This window comes from Janthinobacterium fluminis (genome assembly GCF_028595325.1).
GTDB lineage: Bacteria > Pseudomonadota > Gammaproteobacteria > Burkholderiales > Burkholderiaceae_D > Janthinobacterium > Janthinobacterium fluminis.
The window spans coordinates 568,060-583,490 of record NZ_JAQQXR010000003.1; the positions used below are offsets into that span (position 1 = coordinate 568,060).

Sequence of the window (15,431 nt, forward strand, 5' to 3'; positions counted from 1 at the left end):
ATAGTCGTGGTGATTCAAATCAATATGCTATATATTGATCAATCGATCCATAGGAAGTGCGAAATCTAGATATTTTGGTTCCGCGAGGTAGTAAATGGTCGGACATCTCTGATTGCCGGGTTCGAGACACTACTTGAGAGGCAGCTTATGAAATATGCGTTCCCGGAAAATCATGGCTTATCCGCCGCGACCATCGATCAGCTCGTCTTCAAAGAAGGAGCGAACCCGGCATTGAGCAATGCACAATTTGCAGCTCTTGAAGCAGGGGTTGGTCGTGGCGATAGCCTTTTAGTAGTCTCACCGACATCGACGGGGAAAACACAAATTGCTCTTTGGGCGATAGCTAAGAGTTTGGAGTCTGGTTGCAATACAGTGTACTTGGTCACTCACCGCGCGCTCGCCCGGCAAAAATTCGATGATTTTGGTAAATTTCTGCTACCAACGTATCTTTCCGGTGACAGTTCGGCTCTAGTCATTGCGACTGGAGACTATGTGGAAGATGCCGATGGCGAGGTTCCAAAGGAACCGCTTGGTGCGCCACTTTTGGTCGCCACATATGAAAAATACCTTGCAATGTTGTCTGCGTCGGGCGTCCCAACCGATATGCGACGCACCGTTATTGTTTGTGATGAGATTCAATTGCTTGGTGATGCACATCGCGGGCAAAGCGTCGAGATTCTGCTGACGCTCTTGCGCAACGCGGGATGGAAGCAATTCGTGGGATTATCCGCAGTCCTTCAAGCGAAAGACGCACAAAGCTTAGCCGATTGGTTGGAGGTTCGACTTGTCGTCGAAACGACTAGAGAAAAGCAACTGCGATACGAGTGTTGGACACCAAAGGGTATCGCTGTGTCAAGTTCGGAGCGACCCGAGCAAATCGACGATGGAGTACCGATTCCCGCCGGCGTCGAAGTTAGACCTATATCGGTCCTCATATCATTACTTAAAGAGGGCAAACCACCAGTACCCATCATAGTTTTTTGCATGAAAAAGCAAGATACATATGACTTGGCCCGGGAATTCTTGGATGCCGCTCAGCATGCAAAGAAGGGACAGCTTTCACTCGCCTTCGATGGACTGCCAGAGACTACTGCGAATGGTTTTCTCGCCGGTACCCTTGAATGCAGAGTTGCATCTCACAACGCGGACTTGACTGAAGAGGAGCGGCGAATCGTCGAGCAGCATCTTGCGGACGGAAAACTGGATGTTGTTTTTGCGACTACTACTCTGGCCGCTGGTGTGAATTTTCCGCTTGGTGCGGCAGTTTTTGCAAGTTGGAAGCGTTGGGATGGCGATCAGAAATTACATGTCCCTATCGATTCCGCCGATTTTCATAACATGGCCGGTAGGGTTGGCAGGATGGGCTTTGACCATGAACACGGTCGGGTCATATTTTTCGCAAATAGTGAGATGGAAATTCGGAAAGCGCGTGATTATCTAGACCTTGGTGAATTGCCGGTATTGGAACCGCGCGTCACGCCAGAGAAATTCCAACAGCTTGCCCTACAGTTGGTCGCCTCCGGCTTGACCTCATCCAGAACTGATTTGGAAAAGCTCGTGTGTACGACGTTTAGTGCTCTTCGTGAACAGTCCAGAAATCAAAAGGGGTTTGGATTGTGGCCTGAAAAGCTTACAAGTGCCGTGGATGGCTTACTTCTAGACGGGCTTTTGATTCTTTCGTCCTCCGAGAATTTGAGCGCCACGCCAGTAGGAAAAGCGGTCGGATATAGTGGATTGTTACCGGCGACATGCATGTTCTTACTTGCCTATCTCGTTTCAACAGGCAACACACTAGTCCAATGTCTACCTGGATCTAAATCGGGGGGAGACATGCCAAAGCTTGCATTCCTCTTGTTCCATGCATGTTTTTCAAGTCCTGAGTTTCGACCAGTTAAGGGATCGCGTCCCACTCGCTTTTTACCTTACCCGCTGGAGAAATATCAACTCTTTGACCCAAGTGAATTCTCCAGTGACATGGCGGAACCAGTTTGGCAGGCGGATATCATGCCGGTCAACGCTGCTAAACTAAGCTGCGACTGGATGGACGGTGGCGAGATCCGTAAGCTTGAGGATGCGTTACCCTACCTAAGCGCTGGCATGCTACTTGAACTCTTCCGAAATCTATGCTGGGTGATGCAGGGTCTATCTGCAATAGCGACAGCAGCGTCTGACAAGCGAGTTCCCAATGCCCTCCGGCCTAAGGTACTTCAAAATGCACACGCTAGTTTGGACTCATTGGCCAAGTTGCCCCGCGTAATGCGAAGGTTAAGCCTTCGCGTAAGTGAAGGGCTACCCGACGAAGTTCTCTGGATGATGTCTCTGAACCTGCCTGGTTCGCCGTTCCGGCTTCAACGCGGTGAAATTTTGGCCCTTCGAGCAAGCGGTTATTCTTCACCCGAAAAAGTAATGCTTAGCTCGGCTGATGCGAACTCCGTTCGTGGCGCCGTATTTGTGAAAGCGAAGCCTACCCCATTCGCGAAGGCCAATTGGCTTAGGGATACATGTCGTGACTGGAAGATGCGTCAGAGACAACGGGCTGCTGAGCGGCATCATAAGCGAGCCTCAAAGTGTCCACGTCGCGACCTACTCGAACAGTATTACGCGATGAAGGGGAGCGAGTTCGAAATAGCATTTGAGAATGTGCTTGAGTTCTTGAAAGTTGATTTTGAAAAGCTGGACGACAAAACAAAAACAGGCGCGCCAGACTATTTACTAAGACTGAAGGGATCGCCGCCGCTGGTCATTGAGCTCAAGTCCAAAGAGGGCGATAAGCTAGTTGACTACAATAAGGCAGTCGAGGTGCTCGCTGCGTCAGAGGTACACGGCCACAAAGACACATTTTGTGTGACACTCTGTCATCCTGGTGTTGATCCTAGCGTCCCATTGGTGATTGCCACGTGTGGGCGCCTTAGTGTTGTTGAAAGCCATGACCTGGGTGAGGCGCTTCTTCGTCTTTGCGAAGGAGCATTGTCGGAAGAACAGATTTGGCAATGGCTTGCTACACCTGGACAAGCACTCGCAGGTGATTTACCGTTTAGAGAATATGGCTAGATGATAGGCTTTAGAGCAGCGAATAGGCAATAGTGACACCATCGCACTCGCAAATATGGGCGTCAACACAAACTCAAAATTGAATCGCAAATCGCACACGCTAGTATGCTTGGCAACGTAATAATTTAACCACATAGGTGACGAAAAGATCATGATTGAATTTATTTCTAAGAATAACAAAAAGAATCTTGTCATTTTTGTGCACGGATTCACAGGAGGGAAAGACACTTGGAAAAATCTAACCCATGGATTTTTCTTTGATCAATTGGCAGAATTGCCATTAGTTGCCGAAAATTTCGACGTCGCTTGTTTTGAGTATTTTACAAAACTTACTAATCTTTTCCCTGCTGCAAACTCTTACATCGCAAAAATAAAGTCAATTTTAAAGATGTCTTCGGATAAGGCCGAGAAGAATATCGGAATTTCAGAGATATCAGAACTTTTTCGAAGCTATATCAGATTCCAATTAGCTGGATATGAAAATATCGTTGTAATTGCTCATAGTATGGGAGGGTTGGTTGCGAAATCTGCCATACTTAAGGACATCGAGCAAGGATATAATAATAAAATTAGCCTATTTATATCACTGGCGGTGCCACATTTGGGTGCGGATTTAGGGACTTATGGAAAGTTACTTAGTAATAATCAACAAATAAACGACCTAGCGCCGTTGAGTGAATTTTGTCCTCGGCTGAATAATAAATGGGTAAAACAGTCAAATCGCCCTCCAATAAAATATTTTTATGGGACTTATGATGACGTCGTAACAAAACAGAGTGCGATTGGTACGGATGATATTGAGCAAGACATAATAACGTGTAACGACGACCATCTGACTATCTGCAAACCGGCAGGCGCATCTTGTATTGCAATGATGGCTGTGCATCACTTCTTATCGGATTTCATAAATGGAACCTCTGATAATAATTTGGATATTATTAAGTTAGAAGATGATTCTCAATTTGACGATGAATTTTTCGTGTTGAAGTTATTGTTGGCTGATGTGCATAATTCGACAATTAAGCATTCAAAAGAGCATTTTCTCAATGCTGAATATGCTAGAAAGCTATTCAGCAGTTCGTCTGATCAGAAGAAATTGGGCCAACTATACGGGCGAATAAGGACTCTGTATCAAGATAGTTACGATAAGTTCGCAAATAATGGCCACGGAAACTCAGGCGAGCTAGTTGCCGAAATCCATCAAAAAATCATTAGTGAGGACGCCGGTTACCTCAAAACTGCATTGCCGCTTATACATGGACTTCATAAAAAAGGAATGTTGCATCAATTAGCAAATGACCTTAATGATGATGTTTGGTGGAGCGAAGAGCGTTCAGAAGAGGCTCTTCGAAAGATTAAAGCCGGGCTAGATGAGACTACTCAAAAATGAAAAGCATAGTCCCATATGTGGTGCCAGATCATGATGTAAACCTTAATTCTGCTCTTTTAGTTTTGGTGTTGCATTTTTTGGCAAAATCCGAACGAGGTAAATTATTGCTGAATAACGAGCGGTTACTGATATTTTTGTATCTTGTGAAGAACCCAGTGGCGCTCTCAAATGTTTTAACACAATTGGGACGCCAGGGTTTGGATCTTGACGAATCAGAATCGTATTCCATCAATAGTATTTCGTTGAATTTCGACCCACTCTTCGATAACGATTGGTTAAAAAGCCTATTAGTTAGGGTTTCTGCCAAGGGGCTGCTGCAATCTGAGTACCGAAAAGTAGATGGGTTTATGTATTATTTGTCGGATCAAGGTAACACGATAGCTGAAAAATTTGATGGAGAGTATTTCGGTAGGATACGCGGTTTCTTAAAAAGTCTAATTCAAATTCGAGCAGAGCCAACAAGAAATTTGAATCAATTGCTTAATAATATTTTCAAACGATAACTTTCCAATATGAAACAACATCCTAGCATCTTAATAAATAAGTTGATTTTGGTTGGTAGGCGGAAGAATTACATTGTGCCTTTTTATCCCGGTGTGAATATTATCTATGGTGACTCTGCGACCGGAAAATCAAGCATTTTGGAGATTATTAATTATTTGTTCGGAGCGTCGAAATTTGTATATGACCAGGAAATCGAATCGTCGGTAATTTATGCGTCAATGGAAGTCGAATTAAACAAGCAGGTCTATGTCATTAAGCGAGATATTTTTGACACGAATAGCAATGTTGAGGTAACTGCATCAACTTTTGACGATGTTGATAAATTGTTCCCCAAGAAATTTGCTGCCAATTATAGTGCGGCCCCTGGTCCTGATGGATACTTGTCTGATTTTTTCCTAAGCGCATTAGGGGTTCCAATTTTAAAAGTTCGCGAATCACCGAGTAAGGCTGAGTCGTCGATGGTTCGGCTAAGTTTTAGGGATTTATTTAAATTTTGTTATCTTAAACAGGATGACGTTGGTAGTAAACAATTGTTGGAGCTTGGTAACTGGGTTTTACACTCCAAAAATAAAACAACATTTAAATATATTTTCAATTTATTAGATGAAAATATCACTGCTTTAGAGGGGCAAATTTCGGTTGCAACATCAGAAAAGAATAGGCTGGAAAATAAGTACCGTTCCGTTTCGGAGTTTTTGAACGATACTCAATTTCAATCAGCAGTTGGGTTAAATGATTCCTATGAGGAGTTGGAGCGACAGGCCACATTACTTGATCAGCAATTGCAGGAAATTAATAAAACTATGGTTTCCGATAGCGACGCTTATAGTTTTCTCCGGGATGCTGTGGAGTCAAGTTCTATCAAAAGTTCACTTTTGGTTCAAGATCGATATAATTGCGAGATGGCAATAGAGAGATTTTCTCGCCTCAAAAATGACTATCAAAATGACATAACAAAGCTTAAAGCTATAAAATTGGCTAAAAATCAGATTGGCCACGACAATTTTGAAATTTTTAATTGCCCTATTTGCGACAGCAAACTTGATATTGAGAACATAAAACAAGAACACAGTATTGATGAAAGTGATAAGGCAAATCACGAGATCAACGCATTTTTGCGTCGGACAAAAGATCTCGAAATTCTATTAACTGGCGAGAGGTCGAAGCATCATGCTATCTCAATGGAACTCGCAGCATTGAATGATGAACAGATCAGGTATCGGCGTATGTTGGATGTTGAATCAGCAAATATGATAACGCCCTATCTGTCTGAGCGTGATGGCGTGGCCTCTGAATTGGCTACGCTAAGGGAAAAAATAAGACAACTTAGCCATTCACTCAAAATCCGCAATCAGCAGAGGGCTATTTTTGATGAAATAGAAAGATTGCAAAATAACATATCCGGTATGCAAGCGAACTTGGGGATATTGAAAGATGCTGCGCCTTCTTCGCTGGAGATTTTCCAGCGAATTGGCCACTTGCTAAATAAATATTTGGCGAAGGTAAACATCAAGGACAGGCGAGATGTTTCTATTGGCGAGGCGTCAATTTTACCTATACTCCGGAACAGGGAATATAAAGACATAACCTCGGGGGGGCTTCGAACTATTCTTTCTATTGGATATTTTGTTTCGTTATTCGAATTTGCTATTGAGGAAATTGTGAATTTTCCGTCGTTCTTGATGGTAGACACGGTTGGTAAGTATCTTGGGAAAACACAAAACCGTTATATTGAAACTGATTTGGTAGCCGATAGAAATGAAAATATTTCTGATCCGTCTAAATACAATAATATGTATGAATATATGATTGAAGTGGCAGAGGCCGCAGAAATGAAGCAGCAGATTTGTCAATTTATCCTAGTCGACAATGATGTCCCAATTGGGATTCAAGAAAAGTACGCAGGGTTCGTGGTCGCACACTTTAGTGCAAATGGTCATAACGGGCTTCCGCTGGGACTAATTGATGATGCCCCCCAGTTCGCCTAAATTTTATAACTTGATGTTGATTGGAAAATTGTCAGCCAGCAGGCCTTAATGCGGAAATTATGCGAACGTTTCCAGGCTAACCACAAACTCAGGATTTTTGTTGACAAATAGAAACGCCAACCTCCCGGTTGGCGTTTTTTCACTATCTCTGCCACTATTCTTTCACTAACTTGGCATAGATTTCACTTACCGTGTCACCCGACACCTTAGGCGTCGATATTACCCGCGCGCAGGGCGTTGTTTTCGATGAAGGCACGGCGCGGTTCCACGTCGTCGCCCATCAAGGTCGTGAAGATCTGGTCGGCCGCGATGGCGTCCTCGATCTGCACCTTCAGCAGGCGGCGCACGGTCGGATCCATCGTGGTTTCCCACAACTGCTCCGGATTCATCTCGCCCAGCCCTTTGTAGCGCTGTTTCGAGACGGTGCGCTCGGCTTCGTCGCGCAACCACTGCATGGCCTGGTGGAAGTCGACGACGGCCGTTTCCTTCATGCGCTCGCCTTCGCCGCGGCGCACGAAGGCGCCTTCGCCGATCAAGCCCTGGAAGGTCGCGGCCGCGTTGGCCAGCACGCTGTAGTCCGGACCCTGGGTGAAGTCGGCGTCGATCGCCGTGACCTTGACGTTGCCGTGGTGCATGCGCTCAATGCGCAGCATGTGCTTCTCCGACAGCTCGTCGGAGCGGACCAGCACCGTCACGGCCGTGTCGTTGATGGTCGCCTGCAGCGCGGCGGCCGAGGCCTGGGCGCTCTCGGCGTTGTCCAGGTTCAGCGTCACGCCCGTCATGATGGCGGTCAGCGCGGCGCGGTCGATGACGCGCGTCAAACGCGTCATGATGGCGTTGGCCAGGTTGAACTGGCGCACCAGCTCGGCCAGCGGCTCGCCGCTGATGCCGTCGGCGCCTTCGCGCGGCATCAGCACGGCGCTGTTCAGCGCCACCGTCATCATGTAGCTGGCCTCTTCCAGGTCGTCCTTCAGGTAGCGCTCGTCGCGGCCGGCCTTGACCTTGTACAGCGGCGGCTGGGCGATGTAGATGTGGCCGCGCTCGACCAGTTGCGGCATCTGGCGGTAGAACAGCGTCAGCAGCAGGGTGCGGATGTGGGCGCCGTCGACGTCCGCATCGGTCATGATGATGATGCGGTGGTAGCGCAGCTTGTCGACGTTGAATTCGTCCGGGCCGATCGAGGTGCCCAGCGTCGCGATCAGCGTGGTGATCTGCTCCGACGACAGCATTTTCTCGAAGCGCGCCTTTTCCACGTTGAGCACCTTGCCGCGCAGCGGCAGGATGGCCTGGAACTTGCGGTCGCGCCCCTGCTTGGCCGAGCCGCCCGCCGAGTCACCCTCGACGATGTACAGTTCGGACAGGGCCGGGTCTTTTTCCTGGCAGTCGGCCAGCTTGGCCGACAGGCCCAGGCCGTCCATGACGCCCTTGCGGCGGGTCAGGTCGCGGGCCTTGCGGGCCGCTTCGCGGGCGCGCGCCGCCTCGACGATCTTGCCGCAGATGATCTTGGCGTCGTTCGGCCGCTCCTGCAGGTAGTCGGCCAGCGTCTTGGCGACGATCTCTTCGACCGGGCCGCGCACTTCGGACGACACCAGCTTGTCCTTGGTCTGCGAGGAGAACTTCGGCTCCGGCACCTTCACCGACAGCACGCAGGTCAGGCCCTCGCGCATGTCGTCGCCGTTGATTTCAACCTTGGCCTTCTTGGCGAATTCGTGCTCGTCGATGTATTTGTTGACGACCCGCGTCATCGCCGCGCGCAGCCCGGTCAGGTGGGTGCCGCCGTCGCGCTGCGGGATGTTGTTGGTGAAGCACAGCACCTGCTCGTTGTAGGCGTCGTTCCACTGCATCGACACGTCGACCGTGATGTTGGTGCCCTGGTCGGAGACGCGTTCGCCGGTGGCCTGGAAAATGGTCGGGTGCAGCACCGACTTGGCCTTGTTGATGTATTCGACGAAGCCGCGCGTGCCGCCCTCGAAGGCGAAGACTTCTTCCTTGCCGGTGCGCTGGTCGCTGAGCTTGATGTTGACGCCGTTGTTGAGGAAGGACAGTTCGCGGATGCGCTTGGCCAGGATTTCGTAGTGGAATTCGACGTGGGTGAAGATTTCCTCGTCGGCCCAGAAATGCACGTCGGTGCCGCGCTTGTCCGTTTCGCCGATGACCTTGATCGGCGAGGTGGCGATGTCGCCGACCATGACGATGTCGCGGTGCTGCGGCACGCCGCGGACGAATTCCATGTAGTGCACTTTGCCGTCGCGGCGGATGGTCAGCTTCAGCAGTTTCGACAGGCCGTTGACGCAGGACACGCCAACGCCGTGCAGGCCGCCCGACACCTTGTAGGAGTTCTGGTCGAACTTGCCGCCGGCGTGCAGCTCCGTCATGACGATTTCGGCGGCGCTGCGTTTCGGGTCGTGCTTGTCGTCCATCTTCAGGCCGGTCGGCACGCCGCGGCCGTTGTCGGTGATCGAGATCGAGTTGTCGGAGTGGATGGTGACGTGGATTTCCGTGCAATGCCCGGCCAGCGATTCGTCGATCGAGTTGTCCAGCACCTCGAACACCAGGTGGTGCAGGCCGGTGCCGTCCGAGGTGTCGCCGATGTACATGCCGGGGCGCTTGCGCACCGCCTCCAGACCTTCGAGGATCTGGATGGAGGCGGCGCCGTATTCTTCCGTTTTGGGCTGGATCGGGTTCTCTTGTGGGCTCTCGGACATGGACTGCTTTCTCAAATAGCGATTACTGATTGATTCGGGAATTGCTCACGCCGGTCCCGGCGCGCGGCCGGGACCGGCGTTACGGCTTAAATCCGCATCGGCATGACAACGTACTTGAAGTCGGCGTTGTCGGGGATGGAGATCAGCGCCGACGAATTGGAGTCGCCCAGCGCGATGTTGACCTGCTCGCACTTCAAGTTGTTGAGCACGTCCAGCAGGTAGGTGACGTTGAAGCCGATGTCGACGGCGTCGCCGCCGTAGTCGATTTCCAGTTCCTCGACGGCCTCTTCCTGGTCGGCGTTGGTCGAGCTGATTTTCATGCTGCCCGGGCTGATGATGCAGCGCACGCCCTTGAACTTGTCGCTGGTCATGATGGCGGCCCGCTGCAGCGAGCGCAGCAGTTCGTCGCGGCCTATCGTGAAGTCGTTCTTGTAACCCTTGGGGATGACCCGCGTGTAGTCGGGGAACTTGCCCTCGACCAGCTTGGAGATCAGCTCGATGTCGGCGAAGGTCAGCTTGACCTGGTTCGCCGCGATGTCCAGTTGCACGGGCTCGTCGTTCTCTTCGAGCAGGCGCTGCAGTTCGATGATGGTCTTGCGCGGGATGATCACTTCCTGGCGCGCGAAGCTTTGCTCCGTCTCGACCTGGCAGAAGGCCAGGCGGTGGCCGTCGGTGGCGACGGCGATGACGTTCTGGCCGTCCAGCACCAGCAGCAGGCCGTTCAGGTAGTAGCGGATGTCCTGCTGGGCCATGGAGAAATGCACCATGTTGAACAGGTGCTTGAGGGTCTTTTGCGGCAGCGTCACGCTGGCGTTGTAGCTGTCGGCCTGCTGCACGGTGGGGAATTCCTCGGCCGCCAGCGTTTGCAGGGCGAAGCGCGACTTGCCGGTCTGCACGGTCAAACGCTTGTTGAGCAGGGTCATCGTCACGTCGCCCGCCTCCGGCAGCGCGCGCAGGATGTCGAGCAGCTTGCGCGCGGCCACGGTGGTGCCGCTGACGTCGTGGCCGGAGCCGATCTGGGCGTGCGTGGTGATCTGCACTTCGGTGTCGGTCGACAGGAAGGAGACGTTTTCGCCGTCCTTGCGGATGAGGATATTGGCCAGAATCGGCATAGTGTGCCGACGCTCGACAATACCGCTCACGATCTGCAGTGGCCGGAGAAGGGTATCTCGGGTGGTTTTGACCAATTGCATAGTAATCCTCGAATAGATGGTTTAACGGTACTTAGTGTAACAATGCCGGCGCCGCGCCGCCCGCCGGCCGGCCGCCGAACTTTGCCAAATAATAAAGGCAAACGCCGTTTCCGGCCAGCCCCGGGGCCAGCCCTAGCCCTTCAGCGTCTGCTCCAGCACGTGCAGCTCGTGGTTGCACTCGGGGTTCTTGGTGCGGTCCAGGGCGATCTTGCGCACGGCGTGCAAGACGGTGGTGTGGTCGCGCCCGCCGAACAGTTCGCCGATTTCCGGCAGGCTCTTCTGCGTCAACTCCTTGGCCAGGTACATGGCGATCTGCCGCGGCCGCGCGATGTTGGCCGGGCGCCGCTTCGAGTACATATCGGCCACCTTGATGTTGAAGAAGTCGGCCACGGTCTTCTGGATGTTTTCCACGGAAATCTGCCGGTTCTGCACCGACAGCAAGTCCTTCAGCGCTTCCTTGACGATGTCGATCGTGATGTCCTTGCCGTGGAAGCGCGAGTAGGCGAGGATCTTGCGCAGCGCCCCTTCCAGCTCGCGCACGTTGGAGCGCAGGTGCTTGGCGACGAAGAACGCCACGTCGTCGGAGAAGGTGACGCCCTCCTGCTTGGCCTTCTTGAGCAGGATGGCCACGCGCATCTCCAGCTCCGGCGGCTCGATGGCCACCGTCAGGCCGGAGTCGAAGCGCGAGATCAGGCGGTCGTCCATGCCCGTGATTTCCTTCGGGTAGGTGTCGCTGGTGATGATGATCTGTTTTTTCGCCGCGATCAGCGCCTCGAAGGCGTAGAAAAACTCTTCCTGGGTGCGGCTCTTGCCGCCGAAGAATTGGATATCGTCGATCAGCAGCATGTCCAGCGAGTGGTAGTAGTGCTTGAAGTCGTCGAAGCCCTTGCGCTGGTAGGCCGTGACGACGTCGCGCACATACTGCTCGGCGTGGATGTAGCGGATCTTCGCGCCCGGCTGGTCGGCCATCACTTGGTTGCCGATGGCGTGGATCAAGTGGGTCTTACCCAGGCCGACGCCGCCGTAGAAGAACAGCGGGTTGTACGACACGCCCGGGTTGTTGGCCACCTGGATGGCGGCGGCGCGCGCCAGCTGGTTGGCCTTACCGGTGACGAAGCTGTCGAAGGTCAGGTCGGTGTTGATGCGGCTCTGCTCGCGCCGCGGCGAATTGCCGATGTTGAACTCGGGCACGCTCTGGGCCGGGTCGGCGGCGCGGTTGGCCGGCGCGGCGCCGCCGTTCGGGTCGCTGGCCGGGCTGGCCGCCGGCGCGGCCGGCTTTTTCGGCAGCGCCAGGCGCGGGTCGAGCACGAACTGCACCTCGGTCGGGCCTTCGTAATACTGCACCGCAAGCGCACTGATGCGGTTGGCGAACTGGGTCTTGACCCAGTCCAGCTTGAAGCGATTCGGCGCCGCAATGCGCAACTTTCCCTCCTCGTAGTCGAGGGGGATAAGCGGTTTGATCCACGCGCTGAATTGTTGCGGTGTCAGCTCCAGTTCCAACTGCGCGGAACAGGTCTGCCAGAAATTGTCCATGTATGTCTATGTGAAAAGGTGTGGGGGGGCGTATCGATACTGCCCTGCGCGGCGCCTGTCGTGTTGCTGCAACACGGCGGGTTTCGCGCGAGGGCTCGCCACACGTAACGCGCTATTCTACTCTCGACCGCGAAAGTTATCCACAGGCACGATCTTTATTTTCTGCGCGGGGCCGGCCGGCGCGGCCCCGCCGGCCCCGCGCCGCACTGGGGGAAACGGGCGCGCGGCACGGGGCGGCTCCCGCCTAGGCGGCGCGCCCAGGCGGGGCCAATTTCGTCGGCGTTGCCTGTAAGCCTTGACAGCAGGGGGGGAGATGCTGAATAATTCAGGGTTCCCCGCCCGTATTCCGTGTTTATTCACTTGAACGACAATATGGAGTAAGCGTGGATTAAGCGGGCGATGAGGATTGGCCAGCTTGTGCCTTGGCATAAGTGCGCGATTGTCATTGGCACCAAAAACTGACGGGACGTCAGACCCGATTTTGCATTTTTTTTGTTTTTAGCGAGACCAACATGAAACGTACTTACCAACCTTCCGTCGTCCGCCGCAAGCGCACGCACGGCTTCCGCGCTCGTATGGCTACCCGTGGTGGTCGTGATGTGCTTAACGCACGTCGTGCAAAAGGCCGCAAACGTCTGGCCGTCTAGGCTAGTCTTTGCTAGCTGATCGCGTGACTAGCTGCACTAACACAGTCGGCAATTCAGGCGAAGGTTCACACGACTTCGCACGCGTTCGGCGCATCGTTAAAACGGATGAATTTTCATCCGTTTTTCGTTTGCGTCCGACGCAAAAAACGGCGCACTTCGTGCTCTACACTCGCCAGAACGACTTGCCGCATGCGCGGCTGGGCGTCGTGGTGGCGAAACGTTTCGCGCCGCGCGCGGCCACGCGCAACACCATCAAGCGCGTGACGCGCGAGCTGTTCCGCATATCCGCGTTGCAGCCCGTCGATTGCGTGGTGCGCCTGGCCAAGGCCGTCAACAGCAAGGCCGGTCCGGCGACGACGGCCCAGCTGAAGGCGGAGCTGCGCGCCGAGCTGACGCGGCTGTTTGCCGCGCAACGGGTGCGCAAAGCGCCATGAAAACCCTGCTGCTCCTGCTGCTGCGCGGCTACCAGTTGTTGCTCAGCCCGATGCTGGGGCAGAATTGCCGTTTCTATCCGAGTTGTTCCAGTTATGCGCTCGAAGCGATCGGCCTGCACGGCGCCGCCAAGGGCAGCTGGCTGGCGGCCAAGCGTCTGTGCCGCTGCCATCCCTGGCATGAGGGCGGTGTCGACCCCGTCCCGCCGGCCGGCGGCAGCCAATCTTCAACGACCGCTTGCGGTTGCAACCACTCCTGACAGAATACCCTAATGGATATCAATAAACGTACCATCCTGTGGATCGTGTTTTCCGTGTCACTGTTCTTCCTGTGGGATCAGTGGATGGTCTCGAACAACAAGCCCTCGTTCTTCGCGCCGCCGGTTCAGCAGGCCGCGAAGGCGCCGGCCGGCAAGGATGCCGCGTCCGCCTTACCCGCCGCCACCGCCACAGGCGCCGCGGCGCTGCCGGGCGGCGCCGCGCCGGCCACGGCCTTCAAGAGCGAGCGCATCACCGTCACGACCGACGTCGTGCGCGCCGACATCGACACCCTGGGCGGCCAATTGGTGCGCCTGGAGTTGCTGAAGTTTAAGGACGGCATCGACGAGAAGAAAAACCAGGTGCTGTTCGAAGCCAGCGCGGGCAAGACCTATCTGGCCCAGACCGGCCTGGTCGGCGCCGTTGCCGGCAGCTTCCCGACCCACCAGACCGGCTTTGTCGCCCAGCCCGGCGCGCGCATGCTCGACGGCGGCAACCAGATCCAAGTCGTGCTGGAAGCGCTCGAGGGCGGCGTCAAGCTGACCAAGACCTTCACGTTCAAGCGCGGCGATTACGTCATCGACGTGCGCCACGACGTCACCAACGTCGGCGCGGCGCCCGTCAAACCCGAGCTGTACGCGCAACTGGTACACGACGGCAACAAGCCGGCCGGCGACTCTTACTTCAACAGCAGTTACACCGGCCCGACGCTGTTCACGGCCGCCGACAAGTACAAGAAGCTGACGTTCGAGAAAATCGAAAAAGAGGCGACCGAGCAACTGGCCAAGCCCGACGTCAAAATCGTGCCGGACCACGCCATCGCCGCCGACAATGGCTGGATCGCCATTTCCCAGCACTTCTTCGTCTCCGCTTTCGTGCCGCAGGACAAAACCCAGCACGACATCTTCACGAAGAAGGTCAGCACCAACACCTACGCGATCGGCACCGTCACGCCGCTGGGCGTGCTGGCGCCGGGCGCCACCATCAGCAACCACGCCAAGCTGTATTCCGGCCCGCAGGAATCCAAGCTGCTGGAAAACGTTTCCCCCGGCCTGGACCTGGTCAAGGACTACGGTTTCCTGACCGTCATCGCCAAGCCGATGTTCTGGGTCATGGAACAGATCCACAAAGTCCTGGGCAACTGGGGCTGGACCATCATCGTCTTCACGATCCTGATCAAGCTGCTGTTCTTCCCCCTGTCGGCCGCCGGCTACCGCAGCATGGCCAAGATGAAGGTCGTCACGCCGAAGATGCAGGCGATCCGCGAGCGCTACAAGGGCGACCCGCAGAAGATGAACCAGGCCACCATGGAGCTGTACAAGACCGAGAAGATCAACCCGCTGGGCGGCTGCCTGCCCATCCTGGTGCAAATGCCGGTGTTCATCGCGCTGTACTGGGTCTTGCAGGCATCCGTTGAAATCCGCGGCGCGCCGTGGATAGGCTGGATCACCAACCTGGCCGATCCGGACCCGTGGTTCATCCTGCCGGTGCTGTACGCGATCTCGATGTTCATCACGACCAAGCTGAACCCGGCCCCGGCCGATCCGATGCAGGCGAAGATGATGTTGTTCATGCCGCTGGCGTTCTCGGTCATGTTCTTCTTCTTCCCGTCCGGACTGGTGCTGTACTGGGTCGTCAACAACGTGCTGTCGATTGGCCAGCAATGGGTGATCACGAAAAAGTACGCGCCGGCCGAGACCCCTGTCTCGCTGAGCAAATAAGACCGCTTTA

Annotated in this window: 11 protein-coding genes; 8 read left to right on the forward strand and 3 right to left on the reverse strand. The window is 54.0% G+C overall.

Annotation, left to right across the window (positions count from 1 at the left end):
• The first annotated feature begins 147 nt into the window (after positions 1–147).
• The 4 genes from OIK44_RS11060 (at position 148) to OIK44_RS11075 (ending at position 6,933) form a co-directional block, all read left to right on the forward strand.
• Entirely contained in the window at positions 148–3,051 is a 2,904-nt protein-coding gene (locus tag OIK44_RS11060) for a DEAD/DEAH box helicase (protein ID WP_273670802.1), read from the forward strand.
• Positions 3,052–3,202: 151 nt separating this feature from the next.
• The gene (locus OIK44_RS11065; protein WP_273670803.1) at positions 3,203–4,441 is read left to right on the forward strand and encodes an ABC-three component system protein; all 1,239 of its coding nucleotides are present in this window, start codon (positions 3,203–3,205) and stop codon (positions 4,439–4,441) included.
• Positions 4,438–4,944, forward strand: a complete 507-nt coding sequence (locus tag OIK44_RS11070; protein WP_273670804.1) for an ABC-three component system middle component 4 — start codon at positions 4,438–4,440, stop codon at positions 4,942–4,944. Before OIK44_RS11065 ends, OIK44_RS11070 begins: the two co-directional genes overlap by 4 nt.
• Before the next feature lie 9 nt (positions 4,945–4,953).
• Positions 4,954–6,933: a hypothetical protein gene (locus OIK44_RS11075; protein WP_273670805.1), complete on the forward strand. Its 1,980-nt coding sequence runs from the start codon at positions 4,954–4,956 to the stop codon at positions 6,931–6,933.
• Positions 6,934–7,139: 206 nt separating this feature from the next.
• Here OIK44_RS11075 and gyrB read toward each other — a convergent pair whose 3' ends face one another.
• From gyrB to dnaA, 3 genes are all read right to left on the reverse strand, one after another.
• A complete protein-coding gene (gene gyrB, locus OIK44_RS11080; protein WP_273670806.1) occupies positions 7,140–9,638 on the reverse strand; it encodes a DNA topoisomerase (ATP-hydrolyzing) subunit B in 2,499 nt (832 codons plus the stop codon).
• 86 nt (positions 9,639–9,724) lie between these two features.
• Complete coding sequence (gene dnaN / locus OIK44_RS11085; protein WP_273670807.1) at positions 9,725–10,831, reverse strand: DNA polymerase III subunit beta; 1,107 nt, start codon at positions 10,829–10,831, stop codon at positions 9,725–9,727.
• Between the two features lie 132 nt (positions 10,832–10,963).
• On the reverse strand, positions 10,964–12,364 hold the full coding sequence (dnaA, locus tag OIK44_RS11090) for a chromosomal replication initiator protein DnaA (protein WP_273670808.1): 1,401 nt from the start codon (positions 12,362–12,364) through the stop codon (positions 10,964–10,966).
• A 512-nt stretch (positions 12,365–12,876) separates the two neighbouring features.
• Between dnaA and rpmH the strand changes: the two genes are divergently transcribed.
• Genes rpmH through yidC form a run of 4 tightly spaced genes read left to right on the forward strand, consistent with a single transcriptional unit; the run spans position 12,877 to position 15,421 of the window.
• The gene (gene rpmH / locus OIK44_RS11095) at positions 12,877–13,011 is read left to right on the forward strand and encodes a 50S ribosomal protein L34 (protein WP_010401996.1); all 135 of its coding nucleotides are present in this window, start codon (positions 12,877–12,879) and stop codon (positions 13,009–13,011) included.
• Between the two features lie 23 nt (positions 13,012–13,034).
• Positions 13,035–13,445, forward strand: coding sequence for a ribonuclease P protein component (gene rnpA / locus OIK44_RS11100; RefSeq protein ID WP_273670841.1), 411 nt, complete (start codon positions 13,035–13,037; stop codon positions 13,443–13,445).
• Positions 13,442–13,702, forward strand: a complete 261-nt coding sequence (yidD, locus tag OIK44_RS11105) for a membrane protein insertion efficiency factor YidD (protein ID WP_273670809.1) — start codon at positions 13,442–13,444, stop codon at positions 13,700–13,702. Before rnpA ends, yidD begins: the two co-directional genes overlap by 4 nt.
• A 12-nt stretch (positions 13,703–13,714) precedes the next feature.
• Entirely contained in the window at positions 13,715–15,421 is a 1,707-nt protein-coding gene (gene yidC / locus OIK44_RS11110) for a membrane protein insertase YidC (RefSeq protein WP_273670810.1), read from the forward strand.
• Positions 15,422–15,431 lie beyond the last annotated feature (10 nt).